Source organism: Sorangium sp. KYC3313 (assembly GCF_052075895.1).
GTDB lineage: Bacteria > Myxococcota_A > Polyangia > Polyangiales > Polyangiaceae > Sorangium > Sorangium cellulosum_B.
This window is the reverse complement of the sequence record NZ_CP197255.1, coordinates 9,964,984-9,983,973: the sequence shown is the minus strand read 5'-3', so window position 1 is coordinate 9,983,973 and position 18,990 is coordinate 9,964,984. Positions and strand designations below refer to the sequence as shown.

The window sequence follows — 18,990 nt, the reverse complement described above, 5'->3', positions numbered from 1 at the left end:
GGGTTCGGGATGCTCCCGGGCGCGGTCCTGACGCTGCTCTGCGGTCCCGCGGTTCCGCTGCCCGCGCCGGATCTCGCCGCGTTGCTCGACACCGTGTCCGTCAGCCATAGCGACGAGGGGCGATCGACGTTCCAGATCGTGTTCCGCGCACTCCGCGATGCGGTCACCGGCCTCCTCGACTATCCGATCCTGCTCAGCCAGCGCGTGAAGGTCGGGACGCGCATCGTCCTCGTCGTCACGGTGAACGCGATCCCGCAGGTCCTGATGGACGGGATCATCACGCACCAGCAGCTCAACCCGGGCGACAAGCCGGGCAGCGGATCCATCACGGTCACCGGCGAGGACCTCGGGGTGCTCCTCGATCAGCTCGAGGTGCGCATGCCGTTCCCGGGCAACGACACAGCGCTCGCCTACACGTTGCTCGGGCCCTATGCCGCGCTCGGCCTCACGCCCATGGTGCTGCCCCCGCCGACGGACGTGCCACCGGATCCAACGCGCGAGCTGCCGCACCCGCAGGGCACCGCCTGGGCCATCCTCACGCAGAAGGCGCAGCAGCACAGCTGCGTGTTCTTCGTCCTGCCAGGCCCCTTGCCGGGGCAGAGCATCGCGTATTTCGGTCCTCGCATCCCGGCGTTTCTTCCGCAGCGCGCGCTGACCACCGGCATGGGATCGGCGAACAACGTCACCAGCATCTCCTTCCAGCATGACGGCACGCAATCGACGCAGGTGATCGGGCTGGTGCAGGACGACAATCCCGCGGCCACGGTCCCGCCGCTCCCCGTGTTCGGCGTGCCGCTGCTGACGCCGCCGCTCGCGGCAATGCCTTCGCTCTACGTCAACGCGCCCATCATGAAGACCAAGTTCCTCGAGGCGACCGCGCGCGCGAACTACGTCCGCGCCCTGCTCCAGGCCTCGTCCGAGACCACGGCCTCCACGGTGAAATCGGTCACGGCGTCGGGTGAGCTGGACACGGCCCGTTATGGCGGGGTGCTCTACGCGCGGCAGCTTGTCGGCGTCCGAGGCGTGGGATACAGCTTCGATGGCTTGTATTACGTCAAGAGCGTCTCGCACTCGATCAAGCGTGGCGAATACAAACAGAGCTTTCAGCTCTCGCGCGAGGGCCTGGGGGCCACGGTCCCGGCGGTCATCCCATGAGCACTTACTTCGGCAAATACCGCGGCACCGTGATCAACAACTTCGATCCGATGCAGATCGGCCGCGTCCAGATCAGCTGCCCGGCCGTGCTCGGCGAGAGCATCCTCGCGTGGGCCATGCCGTGCGCGCCCTACGCCGGCGACGGAGAGGGCCTGTGGTTGGTCCCGCCGATCGGCGCCAACGTGTGGATCGAGTTCGAGGCCGGTGATCGCGACAAACCGATCTGGGTCGGCGGCTTCTGGAACGTCGGGCGCACGCCGGCGCTGCCCGGCCTGCCGACCACGAAGGTCCTCAAGACCGCGGGCGCGACGCTCAAGCTCGACGATCTGCCGGGCGCGGGCGGGGTCACGATCGAGGTGGGGCCGCCGGTCGTCGGCGTGCCGGTGAAGATCGTGCTCAACGCGCAGGGCATCGAGATCTCCTGCGGCGCGGCGAGCGTGAAGCTCGATCCGGCCCGCGTGAGCCTCAACAACGGCGCGCTGGAGGTGATCTGATGGGCTCTCCGGTGCTGCACCAGGGCGCGCAGATCCAGTGTCCGCACGGCGTGCCCGCGCAGGCCGTTCCGTCGCAGGTCCGCGTGACCCTCAGCGGCCAGCCGATGCTCACGCAGGCGGACACGTTCACGGTGGGCGGCTGCCCGTTCCAGCTCCCGGGGCCCACGCCGTCTCCCTGCGTGCAGGTGCGCTGGCTCGTGCCCTCGCTGCGCGTGCGCGCGGGCGGCACGCCGGTCCTGCTGCAGTCGAGCTCCTCGCTATGCCTGGCCGCCACCCAGGCGCCGCAGGGGCCGGCGATCGTCGCGGCCGTCTCGCCGCGGGTGACGGCGTTATGAGGGCGCTCTCGTTCCCCTATCGGATCGACCAGACCGGCCGCACGGCCACCGTCTCGGCCGACGACGAGGTGCGCGAGCTCATCGAGCAGCTCCTGTTCGTCGCGCCCGGCGAGCGGGTCATGCGGCCCACGCTCGGCAGCGGCGTCGGGCAGCTCGTGTTCGCGCCGGCCGGCGAGCAGCTCGCGGCCACGACGCAGCACCTGGTGCAGGGCGCGCTCCAGACATGGCTGGGCGATCGCCTGCTCGTGGAGAGCGTCGATGTGGCCGCCGAGGAGGCGATGCTGACCGTGTCCGTCCGGTACCGCGTGCGCGTGAGCGCCGAGGCGCGCACGGTCGTCGTCCGGGGCGAGGTGTGACATGAGCGCCTTCGAAGGCCGCCGCCGCGCCCTCGAGGCCGGTTATTCCCTCCCGGACAACGGGCTCGAGCGCCTCGTGATCCCGGGCCAGGATCCGTCGCGCAACCCGGCCGATCTCCCGCTCCCCGCGAGCGGCCTGCCCTCGCGCATCGCCGGGCGCGTGGCGCTGCTCCGGTTCGTGACCCCGCGCGGCGTCGCGGCGCTCACGCAGGCCGAGGTGCTCCTCGCGGGCGCCACCGTGCGCTGGATGGTGACGGCCCCGGACCTCGGGACGGTCCAGGCGCTCGACGGCGCGCTGCAGCAGGACGAGCTCGACTGGTTCGGCGCGCTCGCCGCGGCCATCGACGCGCAACCGGGGCTGCCCGGGCGCTGGCTGATCGTGCACACGGAGGCGGCGCTGCCGGCGACGGTGTCGGTCGATCTCCGGGCGAGCCCGGGGAGCACGACCCCGCCGAGCGGATTCGAGGCGCGCCTCGCGTCCCTCCACGTCGCGCAGGAGCCGCCCTTCTCGGCCGCCGCGCGCGCGGCGTGGCTCAACGCGATCCACCACGTGCTGGTCGCGGATCAGCGCCCGCTCGTGTCCGAGAGGCTCCGCCAGCGTGTGGTGTTCGTGCGCTTCGCGAGCGCGTTCGGCGTGACCGACCTGCGCGCGTCGAACCTGTCCATCACCGGCGGCGTGCGCCAGCCCGAGGTGCACGTGCGCTGGGCCTGGCCGCTCGCGGACATCGCCGCCGTGGTCGATCCCGAGCTGACCGCCGCGGAGCGCGCCCAGCTAGGGGCGTTCGCCGCGGAGCGCGCCGCGCGGGGCGACGCGGAGGTGTGGCTCGCCGTGTGCACCGAGGAGCGCGGCGACTTCTCGCTCTACACGCTGCGCGTGTCCGGCGACCCCCTCTTCGACGTCCTGCTCTCCGCCGCCACCGTCAACTTCAAGGTCGATTGCCCGTCGCCGCTCGATTGCCGGACCGACACTTCCTGCTCGGCCGAGCTGCCCGCCCCGCCCGTCCTCGACTACCTGACCCGCGATTTCAACGGCTTCCGGCGGCTCCTCCTGGATCGGCTCGCCGTGCTCGGCGCGGCGGACGCCGAGCAGAGCCCTGCCGGCATGTGGTCCGTGCTCGTGGATCTGATCGCGGCGCGCGCGGACCAGCTCGCGTACGCGCAGGACGCGGTCGCGACCGAGGCGTACCTGCACACGGCGCGGCTCCGGCCCTCGGTGCGGCGCCACGCGCGCCTGCTCGATTACCGGATGCACGAGGGCGTGAACGCCCGCGCCTTCGTGCACCTCGTCGCGAGCGCGGGGGTGGACCGCGCGGATGTGGTCGCGGCCGGCGATCTCTTCCTCACACGCCTCCTCGGCGCGAGCGCCCTCCTGCCGCCGGACACGCTCGAGACGACGACGCTGCCGCCGGAGTCGCAGGTGTTCCGCGCGCTCCTGCCGCTCGGGAGGCTCCTTGAGGCGCACAACGAGATCGCGATCTACGCCTGGGGCGAGGGCGACCTGTGCCTGCCCCGGGGCACGACCCGCTGCACGCTCCTGGACACCGGCCGTGCGCTGAAGCTCAAGAAGGGCGATCTCCTGCTCCTGGAGGCGACCGCGAGCGCCGCGACCCGGGCGGCGGAGGACGCGGACCCTGCCCTGCGCCACGTCGTCCGGCTCTCGAAGGAGCCGAAGCAGACGACGGATCCGCTCCTCGCGAAGGACGTGCTCGACGTGGAGTGGCTCGCCGAGGACGCGCTGCCGTTCGATCTTCCGGTGCTGCAAGACGGGCGTCCGCTCGCTGTCGCGCGCGGCAACCTCACGCTCGTGGATCATGGCCGGCCGTTCACCGAGGACCTGGCGGTGACGCCGTGGGGCAGCCGCGGCCGGCTGGGGGCGTCGCTCGGCCGCACGGGCCTGACCTTCGCGACCGCGCCGCCGATCTGGGACGATACCACCGCGTCCGACTGGCAAACCACGACGTGGTCCGCGAGCCAGGTCGTGCGCCAGGCGCCGCAGCAGGCGCTGCCCGCCGCGACGCTGCTCGGGGACGACAGCGTGACCTGGACACCCCAGCGCGACCTCCTGGCCTCGGATCGCTCCGCCGCGGAGTTCTGGGTGGAGATGGAGTCGAGCGGCCGCGCGTGGATCCGCTTCGGCGATGACACCACGGGCCGGAGGCCCGGCGCTGACGCCGCGTTCAAGGCGCAGTACCGCACGGGGAACGGCGTGCTCGGCAATGTCGGCGCCGGCGCCATCGCCCACCTCCTGTCGACGAAGCTCCCGGCCTCGGAGCTCGTGGCGGTGCGCAACCCGCTGCCGGCCGTGGGCGGCGTCGATCCGGAGCCGCTGGACGTGGTGCGGAAGTCTGCGCCGTACGCGTTCCGGACGCAGGAGCGCGCGGTGACCCTGGCCGACTGGGCCGAGGTCGCGAGCCGACACCGCGAGGTGCAGCGCGCGGTCGCGCGGATCGTGTGGACGGGGTCGTGGCACACGGTGCGCGTGCACATCGATCGCGTCGAGGGCCGTCCGGTCAACGCCGAGTTCGTGGCGGAGATCACCGCGTTCCTCGAGCGGTATCGGATGGCCGGGTACGGCCTGGAGGTCCGAGGGCCCGAGTACGTACCGCTCGATATCGTGCTCGCGATCTGCGTCGAGCGCGACGCCTGGCCCGAGGCCGTGGCGAGCGCGCTGCAGCGGGCGTTCGGCACGGGCCTCTTGCCCGACGGCACACGCGCCTTCTTTCATCCGGACAACTTCACCTTCGGGCAGAGCGTGTACCTGAGCCAGATCGTCGCGACGGCGATGGCCGTGCCGGGCGTGCGGTGGGTCGACGCGCGACCCGAGAACCCGGCGAACCATTTCCGCCGCTGGTCGACCGCCGGGCACGACGAGCTCGCCTCGGGCGTGCTCCGCGTGGGGGCGCTCGAGATCATCCAGTGCGAGTCGAACCCGAGCGCGCCCGAGCGCGGTCGGATCCACTTCAACGTGGAGGGCGGAGCATGAACGCGACCGGATGCTGCGAGCCGACGAAGCCCGAGCGCGACAACCCGCCCGGGCAGCCGACCCTGCGCTACCGCACCGGCACGTGGGCGACGTTCCGCGCGGCGATGGTGGCCAGGCTGCCGCTCCAGACCGTGCCGCCCGATCGAGGGGACGGCGCGCGGCCTCTCCAGGCGCTCACCGCGCGCGACGCGTCCGAGCCGACCATCGCGCTCCTCGACGCCACCGCGTGCGCGCTCGACGTGCTGACGTTCTATCAGGAACGCCACCTCAACGAGGTGTTCATCGGCACCGCGATGGAGCGCGTGTCGCTGGTGCAGATCGCGCGCGCGCTCGGGTACGAGCCCAGCCCGGGCGTGGCTGCGTCGGGCTACCTCTCGTTCACGGCGTCGTCGCTCTCGACCGGGCCCGTGATCGTGCCGGCTGGCACTGCGGTGATGGCCCTCCCCGAAGGCAACGCGCCGCCGCCGATCTTCGAGACGAGCGAGGCCATCGAGGCGCTCGCGGCGTACAACGCGCTGCCCGTCACGAAGCGGAAGCCGCTCGCGCCGCTCACCAGGGAGGACCGCTGGGTCTGGGTCTCGGGCGTGGCCACGCGCGCGCAACGCGGGGACGGCGTGCTGCTCTACGGCGCCGATCGGAACGCGACCCCGGGGAGCGAGCGGTGGGAATTCCGGCGCATCACCTCGACCGAGGTCGACACCGCGCACGACCAGACGAAGCTCGTGTTCGAGCGCAATCTCGGGGACGCGAGGACACCTCCTCCCGAGCAGGTGCTCGCGGTGTTGATCTTCCGCAACCGCGCCTCCCTCTTCGGGTACAACGCGCCGGACTGGAAGACCCAGTCGGACCAGACGCAGCTCACGGCGTGGTGGAGCGCGGGCGGCACCATGGCCGGCGTGCCCAGCCCGGGCGTGGACGGCCGTACGCGCCTGCTCAGCCGCACGAGGCCCGACACGGGCGCGCCATGGCCTGTGACGGAGTGGCCCAAGTTCGCGCTGTCCGAGGAGCCGATCGTGGCAAACGGCTTCGTCGACCTCGACCGCGAGTACACGGGCGTCCTGCCCGGGAGCTGGGTGGTGCTCGCCGACCCGTACAACGTCGAGGCGTATCGCGTGGTCCGGGCAGGCCCGAGGGCGCGCGTGGATTTCACGCTCACGGCGAAGGTCACGCGGCTCAAGCTCGAGGGCGAGCGCCTCGGCGAGTTCGATCGCCGCGCGACCGCGGTGTGGTGCGAGCCCGACACGTTCGTTCGGGTCGGTGAGCCCGACACGAGCCCGGTCACGGGCTCGACGGTCACGCTGAACGGCGCGTTCGCGGGGCTCGAGGGGAGAATGCTCGCCGTGTACGGCCGAGACGCCTCGACCGGCAGCCCGCGCGGCGAGGTCGTGAAGATCGTCGCTGCGAGCACGACGGGCGGCGTGACGACGCTCACGCTGGACCCGCCGCTCGCCGCCTCGTACCTGCGGGACGACGTGGTGCTGAACGCCAACGTGGCGCGGGCCACGCACGGTCAGACGGCGCCGAGCGAGGTGCTGGGCAGCGGCAACGCGGCGCAGCCGCTCCAGCGCTTCCTGCTCAGGGGCAAGCCGCTCACGCACGTGTCCTCGCCTGCGGATCCGAGCGGCGCGGAGCCGGCGCTCACCGTGCGCGTCGGCGGCGTGGCGTGGACCCGCGCGCCGTACCTGTACGGCCAGGCGCCGGACGCGCTCGTGTACGCGCTCCGCCACGCGTCGGACGGGACGACCGTGGTGGAGTTCGGCGATGGGATCACGGGCGCGCGCCTCCCCGGCGGCGTGGAGAACGTCGTCGCCTCGTACCGCACGGGGCTCGGCCTCTCGGGGGAGGTCGAGCAGGGGCGCGCCTCCTTGCTCACGCGCAAGCCGGCGGGGATCGACGGCGCCATGAACCCGACCGCGTTCTCGGGCGGCGCGGATCCCGAGGCTCCGGACGAGATCCGGCGGAACGCGCCGACCACCGTGCTCACGCTCGATCGCCTGGTCTCGATCCAGGACTACGAGGACTACGCGCGGACGTTCGCCGGCATCGGCAAGGCGCTCGCGGTCGGCATCTGGGCCGGGCAGCGCCGCCTGGTCCACCTCACCGTCGCGAGCGCGAGCGGCAAGCCCCTGGCCCCGACCGATCCCGTGGTCGTCGATCTGGAGCGCTCGCTGCGCAACTACCAGGACCCCATGCACCGCGTCGTGATCGACAGCTACGGCGCGAGGTGGTTCGGCGTGGACGCCCGGCTCCTGATCGAGCCCGCCTATCGCTGGGAGGACGTCGACGCGGCGGCGCGCGCCGCGCTGCTGTCGCGCTTCGACTTCGCGAGCCGCGCGTTCGGGCAGGGCGTGACGCCCGCCGAGGTCCTCCGCGTCCTCGCGTCGGTGGAGGGCGTGCGCGCCGTGGATCTCGACAGGATATACCGCGTCGACGATCCGACGCAGGCGGCCCCTCCCGACCTTCTCCTCGAAGCGCTCGGGCCCCAGACCAGCGGCGGCACGCGGCAGATCGCGGAGCTCCTGCTCGTGTCCACGGCCGCCTCCGACGTCGTCCTGAGGAGGATGTCCGAGTCATGAGCGTCCGCGAGACCCTCTACGCGCAGCTCCCCGCGGTCTACCGCCGCCGCGACGCCGAGCTCGGCGGTCCGCTGCGCGCGCTGCTCGCCATCGTCGACGAGCAGCTCCAGGCGGTCCAGGCCGACATCGAGACCGCCTGGGACAACGCGTTCATCGAGACCGCCGAGGAGTCGCTGGTCCCTTACATCGGCGACGCGCTCGGCCTCCCGGTCGCGCGCGACGTGCGCGCGATCGCGTTCAGCCGAAGGGCCTTCGTGGCCAACACGATCGGCTACCGGAGGCGCAAGGGCACCGCGGCGATGCTGGAGCTGCTCGCCCGCGATCTCACGAACTACCCGGCGCGCGTCGTCGAGTTCTTCACCCGCATGACGTGGGACGAGTCGATCAACCACCCGACCGGGCGCCCCGCGACGCTGGACATCCGGAGCACGATCGCGCTGGAGCGCCTCGGCGGCCCCTTCGAGGAGGCGACGCGCTCCGTCGAGGTGCGCCGGATCGCGTCGGGTCGCGGCACGCACAACCTGCCCAACGTCGGGTTGTTCCTGTGGCGCACGCGCATCTGGCCGCTCGCGGGCGTGACCGCGGCGCCCATGTCGCTCGCCGGCCAGGCGGCCTACCGATTCAGCCCCCTCGGCGAAGATCGACCGCTCTACGCCGCGCTCGAGACCGAGGCCGATCCCACGGCGATCGCGACCGAGGCCTCGGTGCCTCTCGCGCTGTCCAGGCGGCGGCTCTGGGCGCAGGCGCGCGCCCTGGGGGCGGACATGGTCTGGCCGTTCTGGATCGAGGTCCACGGCCGCGACGGGAGCAATGCCGCCGTCGTCCGGAGGGTGGCCCCGGGCAAGGTCGACATCTGCGACCTGTCGGCGATCGCGTCGGTGCCCGCCGCGCCCGCCCACGATCGTGTCGAGGTCGATCCGCAGATCGGCCGCTTCGTGCTCGGCGCCGATTTCACGGCCGGCTTGAGCGGCGTCGAGGTCACGACCGGGCACTTCATCGCGACCTCCGGCGACCTCGGCGCCGGACCCTGGGATCGCGGCGCGCTCGTGCAGGAGTGGCTCGGGCGCTGGACCGGGACGCCCGAGAGCCGCACGGTCGCCTTCCAGATCCTCGTGCTGCGCGACCGCACCGGCACGGACATCGTCGCCACGCTCGACGAGGCGATCCAGCGCTGGAACAGCTTCGTCGCCGGTCTCCCGAGCGACGAGGCCCGGAGCCGCGCGCTGGGCCTGATCCTCGTCGGCGACAGCCGCACGCACGCGGCCCCGGCCACCGCCGTCGAGATGCCGTCCGGCGCCGTGCTCGGCATCCTCGGGGCGACCTGGCCCGATCCGCCGGACGGCGCTCCGCCCGGGCGCCAGAAGGGGCAGCTCGCGGCGGACTCGGTGCGGCCGGTCGTGGTCGGCGATCTCCGCGTCCACGGCGCCGGCACCGCCGCCGCGAACCGCGGCGAGCTCCTCGTCAGCGGCCTCCTCGTGACCGGCCGCGTGGTCGTCCTGGCTGGCTCGCTCCAGGGGCTGCGCCTCGTGTCGGCCACGGTGCTCGGCGCGAGCGCGATCGACGTGGTCACCGCCGACGCCGACAACGCCGCGCTGGAGGTTCACGCGTCCCGCGCGATCGTCGGCGGCATCGAGGCGGCCGGCGCGATCGGCGGCATCCACCTGATCGACACCGCGGTGGTGGGCCAGGTGCACGCGCCCGAGACCGCGATGACAGCGGACGGGTCCACCGTGCTCGGCGGTTGCGAGCTCGGCGCGCTCGGCGCATCGAGCTCGATCTTCGCCGGTGCGGTGACGGTGGAGCAGCACCAGGAGGGCTGCCTGCGCTTCTGCTACGTGCCGCTCGACAGCCGGACGCCGCGGCGGTTCCGGTGCCAGCCCGACCTCGCCCTGGAAGAAGCCCTCCAGGTCGGAGGCGCGGCCGCGGCCGCGCTGGTCCCCCTCCGCGTCCGCCCGCGCTTCGTCAGCGCCGACCCGATGGCGCCCGGCTTCTTGCTGCTCGCTCCGGAGGCCCCGCCCGAGCTCCGGGGCGCCGCGGAGGACGGCGGCGAGCCCGGCTCGTGGAACCACCTGCAGCACGGGATCCGCCTCGCCAACCTCCGCAACGCTCTCCCTCAGTTCCTTCGCTTCGGCCTGGAGCCGGGCATTTTCTTCCTCGTGTGAGGCCACAGCCATGAACGGCGATCTGACCCGCTCCACGTTCGACCCCGACGACAACTTCACGGCAGTCCGCGCCCAGCAGGGGCGCGTGACGCTGGACGCCGACCACAACGAGCAGGTCGACCTCCAGCTCCACGACACACGCGAAGGCCGCGCCCGCCTCGTGGGCGGCTCGGGGGCGCCGGCCGACGACGCGGGCTTCGCCGTCACGCTGACCGGCGCCGGCGTTCCCCAGCTCGGCGCTGGGCTCTACCTCGTGAACGGCATCCGCGTGCGAAACCGCACGGCGTTCCAGCTCGGCGCCGCGCAGCCGTTCCTCCCGGGCGCGAACCCGCTGCCCGCGCAGGACGGCGCATGGCTCGCGTACCTCGAGGTGTGGGAGCGACCGCTCACCGCCGTCGAGGAGCCGTCCATCCGCGAGGTCGCCCTCGGCGGCCCGGACACGACGCTGCGCGAACAAGCGGTGTGGCAGGTCCGGTGGCTGCGGGTGGGCGACGTCAACACGGGCACCTGCGCGTCGGCCGCTGCGGCGCTGGAGGCCCTGGCCCAGCTCTACAATGGCACGCTCCAGCCGCGCCTCGAGCCGGGCACGGTGAGCGGGCCCTGCGTCGTGTCCGAGGCCGCGGCCTTTCGCGGCCTGGAAAACCAGCTCTACCGGATCGAGATCCACGCCGGGAACATCGCCGCGGACGGCTCGCTCATCGCGCAGACCCCGACGTTCAAGTGGAGCCGGGACAACGGCGCGATCGTCGCCTCGGCCGTGGCGCTCACCTCCTTATCGCCGGTCGTTCTGCAGGTCGATCGGCTCGGCCCCGGCGGCGCCGCTGGCTTCGACATCGGCTGCTCCGTCGAGATCCGCAACGAGGCGGCCGTGCTGCGCGGCGAGCCCGGCATCCTTGCCCGTGTGGACGACGTGAGGTCCGACGCCCTGCAGCTCACATTGCTCGGCGGCGCCACGGTCGCCGCGCTCCAGGCCGTGCTCGGCGGGAGCCGGGTGGTGGTCCGCCGCTGGGACGGCGCCGAAGCGGTCGCGATCAGCGGCAGCTTCGGCGCGATCGAGGACGGGCTCCAGGTGCGCTTCGACACCGGTGCTCGTTACCGCACCGGCGACACCTGGCTGATCCCGGCGCGCACCGCCGTGCTCCCGGGCACGGGCCAGCAGCTCGACTGGCCGTTCACCGCGCCGGACTTCGCGGTGGTGAAGTCCAAGGGGCCGGCGCGCCACCGCGTGGGGCTCGCCCTGCTCGATCGCAGCGGCGGCACCTGGTCATTCCGCGGCGACTGCCGCAAGCTGTTCCCGCCGCTGACCTCGATCTGGAGCCTCGATATCGAGGGTGGGGACGGCCAGCACGGCCGCAGCGGCGAGTGGCTGCCGGCGCCGCTCACCGCGGTGCTCACCCGCGGTAGCGCGCCCGTGCCCAATGCCACGCTGCGATTCCGCGTCGTCACGGGCGCGGGCAGGATCAGCACGGCCGCCCCGACGGCGCCATCGCCGGTCACGCAGATCGATGTCGTGACCGACAGCAACGGCGAGGCGCGCGTGTACTTCCGGCTCGGCGCAGGTCCGAGCCCGCGGCTCGCGGAGACCACGTGGGAGCCGGCGCAGGCCCAGACGGTGGAGGTCGCGCGCATCGGTCCGGCCGGTACACCTGTGGGCGCCGCGGTCACGTTCGTCGCGCAGACGCTCGATCACTTCAACCTGCACATGACCGGGGGCAACGGGCAAAGCGGCCGACCGGGTGAGACCCTCGAGGTCGCGCTCCGCGTTCGCGTCGACGACGGCCAGCGGCCCGTTCAGAACGCCGTGGTCGAGTTCTCGGTGCTCAACCGCATCTTCGACGGGACGCCGCTCAACGAGGCCCAGGGGGGCAACGTCCACGACTCGAGCCCCCATTTCGTGTCCGGCGAGAGGTGGCCCAACGGCAACGTCTACCACACGGTGCGGACGCGGACGGACTCGAGCGGCGTCGCGCAGGTGCAGTGGCAGCTCGGCGAGCTCCTCTCGCTCCCCACCCAGCGCGTCGAGGCGCGCCTGCTCGACGGGGCCAACAACCCCACCGCGCAGACAGCCCTGTTCCTCGCGCAGCTGGACGTGGCGCGCGAGATCACGTGGGAGCCTCTGGTGCCGTGGCTCGCCGCCCAGCTCCAAGGAGCGCAAAACTGGCGCGTGCAGGCCGCGATCGACGCGCTGGCCGTACGTGTCGAAGCGCTCGCCGCGAGCACGAACGCGTTCGACCCCTTCGTCGGGCTCGACTGGCGCAGCACGGTCGACGGCTCGCTCAAGCCGGTCGAGCCGCGGACCATCGTCGAGCTGGCGCAGCTGGCCGCGCTGGTTTTCCGGAAAGATCTCATTCCCCCGGGGGGCGACGACATATCGCTGCATTCGGGCGTGCGCGTCTATGCCGAGCTGCCGCAGGAAAGCCTGGGCTCGAACGTCAAAGGGCTCGCGCCCGTCGTCTACGTCATGGGGAACTTCGCGAGAGGCGAAAGTGGCCGCTGGGAGTGGACGCTCTCGAGCGAGGCGCGGAGCGGTCTGGCGGCGCTGCTCCCGGGCAGGCAGGTCGTGCCGTTGCGTGTGACCGTCGTCCCGCGCTGGCTCCCCGGCCTCTCCCCGACGAACAGCACCGCGGTTCACGAGCTCGTGTTCGGCATCAGGGGGTCTAGAGACGAGCGCTTTCCCGTCATCAGGGACGCTATCGACGAGCGCTTGCGCAACGTCAGGTAGCGTGAAGACCGGTGAGAGGGGGCGAAATCGCCTGCTTCGCCCTCACCGCGCTCGTTTGCGGGGCGAGCTGAAAAAAAAGCTCGGAGCCGTGATTGGCCAGCACCGGCTCCGAGCTTGCTGCTCACCCGCATTCCGAGGCCAGGCTGGCACGTAAACCTCGCGGGCGCTTTTCTGGTGCGGTTGCTACTAAACTCTCCGCTTCGGCTTTGACCAAAAGTCCTGTCGTTCGCGTCCGGTACAGTGACTCTTGCTATGACGCGTGCGCCTAGCACAAGGTGAACCGATCGAACTACGTAACCCTCGGCTTTCGACGTCGCTAAAAGATGCCGTTCGCTTGCCTTCGATTGGTCGTCGTCTTGTCCGCCGGCCTATCCACACCGGCTCGCTCCACTATCTCCGCTCTCAGACTCCGTCTCAGGAGGTCCATTCTACTGCGATGGACCAGAGCCGTGCAAGGGCCGAGAGGGAGGCCGTCCGATCGCCCGGCTGCCGCCCTGCCAGGACGCGGACGCGGCGGGCCGACCGATCGCCGCAACGGGCTCGGCCGCGCGTCGGTCGCCCGCGCTTGCCTGAAGCTCGCGTGCTGGTGCGTCCTTTGCTGGAACACCGGCTTCCCGGAGGACATGTCATGACCGATCGCAAAGACCCCGCGAAGCCGTCGTCCAGAGAGCCGGCGCCGACCGAGAAGGGCGCGGGCAGCGCGAAGCAATCGATGGGCGGCCCGTCGGCGAAGCCGCGGGCGGCACGGACGAAACGCAGCCTCCTCGAGCGCGCGGCGACCGCGCTCGGCAGCGGGACGAGCAGCGAGGACGCCCGGGTGCGCCACGTGGCGGCAGCCGACCGCCTCGACGCGAAGGTCGACGCCACGGAAGCGCTCGTCGCTGCGATCCCCGAGAACGTGAACAAAGGCGCCGAGTACGCGCTACGCGGCAAAATGCCACAGCCGCCGCAAGGTGCCACGGCGAAGCCCGAGAACCTCGACGCGACCGCGAGCACGATCACCGAGAGCAACGAGTCCGAGAAGAACGGCGCCAAGGCGGCGCCGGGCGAAAACCCGAACCAGGGGCCTCTGCAGAAGCATCGGGTCGACTCGCTCGGTCGGGCGCTGACGACGAACCAGGGCGTGCCCGTCGGGGACAACCAGAACTCGCTGCGCGCGGGGCTGCGCGGCCCCACGCTGCTCGAGGACTTCATCCTGCGCGAGAAGATCACGCACTTCGACCACGAGCGCATCCCCGAGCGCGTCGTGCACGCGCGCGGCTCGGGCGCGCACGGCTATTTCGAGTGCACCGAGGACATCACCGCGCTCACCAAGGCCGCGCCCTTCGCCAAGGTCGGCAAGCGGACGCCTGTCTTCGTGCGCTTCTCGACCGTGGCGGGCGAGCGCGGCAGCGCCGATACGGTGCGCGACGTGCGCGGCTTCGCCGTGAAGTTCTACACCGAAGAGGGCAACTGGGATCTGGTCGGCAACAACATCCCCGTCTTCTTCATCCAGGACGCGATGAAGTTCCCTGACGTGGTGCACGCCGTCAAACCCGAGCCACACCACCAGATGCCGCAGGCATCGAGCGCGCACGACACCTTCTGGGACTTCATCTCGCTCATGCCCGAGTCGATGCACATCGTCATGTGGCAGATGAGCGACCGCGCGATCCCGCGCAGCTTCCGGACGATGCAGGGCTTCGGCGTGCACACCTTCCGGCTCGTCAACGCGGCCGGCGAGGCGACGCTCGTGAAGTTCCACTGGACACCCGTGCTCGGCACGCACTCGCTCGACTGGGACGAGGCGGTGAAGATCGCGGGCGCCGATCCGGACTTCCACCGTCGCGATCTCTGGGAGGCCATCGAGGGCGGCGCGTTCCCTGAGTACCTCTTGCAGATCCAGACGTTCACGGAGGCCGAGGCCGAGCGGTGGAGCTTCGACGTGCTCGACGCGACGAAGATCGTGCCGGAGGAGCTCGCGCCCCTGCGCACCGTCGGCCGGCTCGTCCTGAACCGCAACCCCGACAACTTCTTCGCCGAGACGGAGCAGGTCGCGTTCTGCACGCAGCACATCGTGCCCGGCATCGACTTCACGAACGACCCGCTGCTCCAGGGGCGCAACTTCTCGTACCTCGACACGCAGCTCTCGCGCCTCGGCGGGCCGAACTTCCACGAGATCCCGATCAACGCGCCGGTCGCCGAGGTGCACAACAACCAGCGGGACGGGTTCCACCGCCAGGCGATCAACCGCGGTCGCGTGAACTATGAGCCCAACTCGCTCGCCGGCGGCTGTCCCTTCCAGGCCGGCGCGCGCGGCTTCGCCTCGGTCGCCGAGCGGCTCCTGGCCCAGCAGGCCGCGACCGAGCCGAGCAAGCTGCGCGCGAAGCCCGAGAAGTTCGCCGACCACTACACGCAGGCGCGCCTCTTCTGGGCGAGCCAGGCGCCCGTCGAGCGCGAGCACATCGCGCGCGCCTTCCGCTTCGAGCTGACGCGCGTGCAGACGCAGGCCATCCGCGAGCGCATGGTCCGGATGCTGCGGAACGTCGACGAGGGGCTGGCCGCGCGCGTCGCGGCCGACCTCGGCATGCCGCTCCCCGAGCCGCTCTCGATGGTGGCGCCGCCCGTCAAGGACCCCGAGGTCGCGGTGTCGCCGGCCCTGTCGCTGTTCGCCCGGCCGGGCGACGGCCGCATCCTCGGCCGCCGCATCGCGCTTGTCGTCGCCGACGGCGTGAGCGGGGCGGAGGCGGGCGCGCTCTACGAGGCGCTGCTGCTGGCGGGCGCGGTGCCCCGCTACGTCGGCGCGCGCCTCGGGGTGGTGCGCACCGCCGAGGGCGACGAGCTGCCGGTCGAGGTCACGATCGAGGCGGCCCCGAGCGTCCTCTTCGACGCCGCGGCGCTGCTGCCCGGCAAGGGCGCGGCGGCGCTGGCGCGCGACGGGCTCGCGGTCGAGTTCGTCCAGCTCCAGTACCGCCACTGCAAGCCGCTGCTCGTGCCAGCGTCGGCCGCGCCGCTCGCCGAGGCCGCCGGCGTGAGGGCTGCGGCGGCCGCCGCGGGGGCCGACCCGGGCCTGCTCGTCCTGCCGGACGACGCGGTGTCCGCGGCGGCGCCGGCGTTCGTCAAGGCGATCGCCATGCACCGCGCGTGGCAACGCCAGACCGAGCCGCCGGCGGTCTGACCCCGGCTCAGCGCTGCTCGACCACGACGTCGACGTCGCCCTCGACCCGCAGCACGTCGACCTCGACCGCGTCGCCCCGCTTCCTCCGGAACTCCAGATCGACGCGGCCGTCCGCCACGGCCAGCCCGCGCAGCGTGGCGCGGCGAACGAGCCGGGGCAGGACCGGGCGAACGACGCGCAGGCGCCGCTCGAAGCCGTCGGGCTCGAGCCCGAGGAGCGAGGCGAGCATGTACGGGACGGCCCCGGCGGCCCACGCCTGCGGGTGACAGGCGACGGGGTAGCGGACCGGAGCGCCGTGCTCGCCGCGCGGGAAGCCGCAGAAGAGCTCCGGCAGCCGGTACATTCGATAATGCATGGCGGCCCTCACGATGCCGCCGAACACGGTGCGCGCCTCGCTGGCGAGGCCGTAGCGGCAGAGCCCGGCGGCGATCAGCGCGTTGTCGTGGGGCCACACGGTCCCGCGGTGATAGGACATCGGATTGTAGGCCTTCTCGTCCGCCGCGAGCGTGCGGATGCCCCAGCCCGAATACATGCTCTCCGACAGCAGGCGCTCCGCGCACGTCCGCGCCCTGGACGGCTCGGCGATGCCCGCCCACAGCGCGTGTCCGGCGTTGGACGAGCACACCGCGGCGCGGTGGCCGCCGTCCACGAGCGCCAGCGCGTACACTCCTCGCTCCGGGAGCCAGAAATCCCGCTCGAAGCGCTCCTTCAGGTCCGCGGCCTCGCGCCGCAGCCGCGCGGCCGTCTCCGCCTCGCCCGCGCGCTCGAACAGATCGGCCAGCCCCGACTTGGCGAGGTACACATACGCCTGCACCTCGACGAGCGCGATCGGCGGCTTCGCGATCTGCCCCTCTTCATTGACGATCGCGTCGCCGGAGTCCTTCCATCCCTGGTTGACGAGACCCGATTTCGAGGTCGAGTCGTAAGCCAGGTAGCCGTTGATCTCCGGGTGAGCCTCGGGGCTCGACAGCCACCCGAGCGCCGCGTCGACGTTCTCCCTGAGCTCGTGGAAGACGTCGAGTCGACCTGTCCACGCCGCGTGCCGCGCCACGAGGATCAGGAACAGGGCGGTCGTGTCGACGCTCCCGTAATACGGTGTCTCGGGGATCTCGCCTACCCGCGCGAGCTCGCCGACCCGGAGCTCGTGCAGGATCTTGCCCGGCTGCTCGTCGCGCCACGGATCCCGCTCGCGCGCCTGGAACCGCGCGAGCAGCCGCAGCGTATCGACGGCGACGGTCTGCTGGTAAGGCAGCACCTCGAGCGCCGTGATCAGGCTGTCGCGGCCGAAGAGGGCCGTGTACCACGGCACGCCGGCGGCGAAGAACATGTCGCTGTCGAGCGGCGTCCGCAGGAGGAGCAGGTCGGCGAACGACCGCGCGAGGACGCGATTGACGAGCAGGCTGTCGGTCTCGACGTGGGCCCTCTCCTGCGCCTGCGCGGCGAGATGCTCGTCTCCCCGCCGCTTCGCCGCGGCGACGTCCGCCCCCGAGCACGAGGGCGCGGGCCGATGGGCGGGCGCCGCGCCGGAAAACTCCGAGAGCGAGATCACGAGGGAGATCGGCTGGCTGTGCCCGGGCGGCAGCCGGACACGGAAGAGCGCGGAGGTGCCGTCGATCGCGTCCGGCCGGCAGCCCCAGCGGATGGTCACGGCGCGCTGCAGGCCGTCGGCGCCATCGTACGAAAAGCGCAGCTCCTCGTCGTTCGCCGTGGGGGCGTGGTGCTTCCCCAGCGCCTCGGGCATGAGGCCGCGGACCGCGTAGACGTCCTCGAACTCGGCGCGGAACGTCAGCTTCACCTCGAGGTCGACCGCCGAGCGAGCATAGTTGTGAACCGTGATGTCCTCGTAGACAGCGGTCGCATCGCCGTCGATGACCCGCTCCCACCGGAGGCCGACGTCGTGCTCGGACACGATGTGCCCTTCGCGCATCAGCATCCGGGGGTTCGCGAGCCGGAAGACGCCTGCATGGTCTGCCTCCGCGGTCGAGGCGAGCACCTCGGGCCGGGCGTCGTCGAGCTCGACGGTATAGCCGTTCAGGAACCGGCAATCATGGTAGTAGAGGCCAAAGCCATGCTCGCCATGCAGGGGGATCGAGCCGCCCTGCTCGGTGACCAGGAAGACGCCGCCCTGCTTGAGGACGATCGCATCCGCGATGCTCTGCGCCATCGAGGAGGTGCCCTGGGTGAGCACCTTCTTCTTGCGCTCCAGCCGTTCGCTCGGCGAACGCTCGCTCGTCCCGGCGTCCGACCGCGGCCGGCGTTCGCTCCCCGGTTCAGCACGGCGAGTCGACTCATGAGCTCCCATTTCATCCCCCTTTTGCGATGGCTTGCAATTCCGTTGCAATTGCTCGCGATCGTCGTAAATCGTCGAATCGAATCGTCTTGGCGCTGCGCGTGTCGTGCGGCCCTCCGGCGCAGGCGCTCGGGGCCGGGCGCATGCAGGCGCGCGCTCGAGAGGGGGTGACATCATGAGGAAAGACCAGGGCGCATCGGGCAGGGCTCGGCGGGCGAGGCGGCGGGCGTCGCGCCTGCCCGGTGCCGGCGCGCTTCGCGCCGCGCTCCGGCGCGGCCGATCGAGCGATCTCGCCCGGCGCCGCCTCATCGCCGTCGCGTCCCTCGCGGGCGGCGCCAGCATGGCGGTCGTCTCGCTGTTTCAGCTCGGGATCATCGAGCACCTGCCCGACCCTCCGCTCCCAGGGTTCGACTCGGACAAGGTGACGAGCTCCGATATCGCGTTCGGGCTCACGCTGCCGGACGCGCCGCTCTCGCTCACCAGCTTCGCCTCCAACCTGGCGCTGGCCGGCTGGGGAGGCGCAGAGCGCGCCAGGGACACGCCCGGGATCCCCGTCGCCGTGGCGGCGAAGGCGGCCGTCGAAGCGGCCGTGTCCGGGTGGCTCTTCGTCCAGATGCGGAGACGGGAGAGGGCCTGGTGCGCGTACTGCCTCGTCGCCCTGACCGCCAACATGGTCGTCCTCGCGCTCTCGCTCCCGGAGGGGTGGAGGGCGATGAGGAGCGCGCGAGCGCGGTCGTGACAGGGCAGCGCAGGCCGGCCC

At 71.9% G+C, this 18,990-nt stretch carries 11 protein-coding genes; 10 read left to right on the top strand and 1 reads right to left on the bottom strand.

The window, feature by feature from the left end:
- Positions 1-9: 9 nt before the first annotated feature.
- From ACSRUE_RS37820 to ACSRUE_RS37780, 9 genes are all read left to right on the top strand, one after another.
- Positions 10-1,155, top strand: coding sequence for a hypothetical protein (locus ACSRUE_RS37820; RefSeq protein ID WP_437768980.1), 1,146 nt, complete (start codon positions 10-12; stop codon positions 1,153-1,155).
- Positions 1,152-1,649: a phage baseplate assembly protein V gene (locus ACSRUE_RS37815; RefSeq protein ID WP_441287818.1), complete on the top strand. Its 498-nt coding sequence runs from the start codon at positions 1,152-1,154 to the stop codon at positions 1,647-1,649. Before ACSRUE_RS37820 ends, ACSRUE_RS37815 begins: the two co-directional genes overlap by 4 nt.
- A complete protein-coding gene (locus ACSRUE_RS37810; RefSeq protein WP_441287817.1) occupies positions 1,649-1,984 on the top strand; it encodes a hypothetical protein in 336 nt (111 codons plus the stop codon). The genes ACSRUE_RS37815 and ACSRUE_RS37810 overlap by 1 nt, the downstream gene beginning before the upstream one ends.
- On the top strand, positions 1,981-2,340 hold the full coding sequence (locus tag ACSRUE_RS37805; RefSeq protein ID WP_437768977.1) for a GPW/gp25 family protein: 360 nt from the start codon (positions 1,981-1,983) through the stop codon (positions 2,338-2,340). Before ACSRUE_RS37810 ends, ACSRUE_RS37805 begins: the two co-directional genes overlap by 4 nt.
- A gap of 1 nt (position 2,341) precedes the next feature.
- A complete protein-coding gene (locus tag ACSRUE_RS37800) occupies positions 2,342-5,323 on the top strand; it encodes a putative baseplate assembly protein (protein ID WP_441287816.1) in 2,982 nt (993 codons plus the stop codon).
- Positions 5,320-7,899 carry a putative baseplate assembly protein gene (locus ACSRUE_RS37795; RefSeq protein WP_441287815.1) on the top strand — a complete coding sequence of 860 codons (2,580 nt, stop codon included), beginning with the start codon at positions 5,320-5,322 and terminating at the stop codon, positions 7,897-7,899. Before ACSRUE_RS37800 ends, ACSRUE_RS37795 begins: the two co-directional genes overlap by 4 nt.
- The gene (locus ACSRUE_RS37790; RefSeq protein ID WP_441287814.1) at positions 7,896-10,061 is read left to right on the top strand and encodes a phage tail protein; all 2,166 of its coding nucleotides are present in this window, start codon (positions 7,896-7,898) and stop codon (positions 10,059-10,061) included. The genes ACSRUE_RS37795 and ACSRUE_RS37790 overlap by 4 nt, the downstream gene beginning before the upstream one ends.
- 10 nt (positions 10,062-10,071) lie before the next feature.
- Positions 10,072-12,783 (top strand): DUF6519 domain-containing protein, encoded by a 2,712-nt coding sequence (locus ACSRUE_RS37785; protein ID WP_441287813.1) that lies wholly within the window; start codon positions 10,072-10,074, stop codon positions 12,781-12,783.
- A 628-nt stretch (positions 12,784-13,411) separates the two neighbouring features.
- Complete coding sequence (locus ACSRUE_RS37780) at positions 13,412-15,940, top strand: catalase (protein WP_441287812.1); 2,529 nt, start codon at positions 13,412-13,414, stop codon at positions 15,938-15,940.
- A 7-nt stretch (positions 15,941-15,947) separates the two neighbouring features.
- On the opposite strand, the gene ACSRUE_RS37775 is transcribed toward ACSRUE_RS37780, so the two are convergent.
- On the bottom strand, positions 15,948-18,128 hold the full coding sequence (locus tag ACSRUE_RS37775; RefSeq protein ID WP_441287811.1) for an amylo-alpha-1,6-glucosidase: 2,181 nt from the start codon (positions 18,126-18,128) through the stop codon (positions 15,948-15,950).
- Positions 18,129-18,405: 277 nt separating this feature from the next.
- Between ACSRUE_RS37775 and ACSRUE_RS37770 the strand changes: the two genes are divergently transcribed.
- Positions 18,406-18,969 (top strand): vitamin K epoxide reductase family protein, encoded by a 564-nt coding sequence (locus tag ACSRUE_RS37770; protein ID WP_441287810.1) that lies wholly within the window; start codon positions 18,406-18,408, stop codon positions 18,967-18,969.
- The last annotated feature ends 21 nt before the right edge of the window (positions 18,970-18,990 follow it).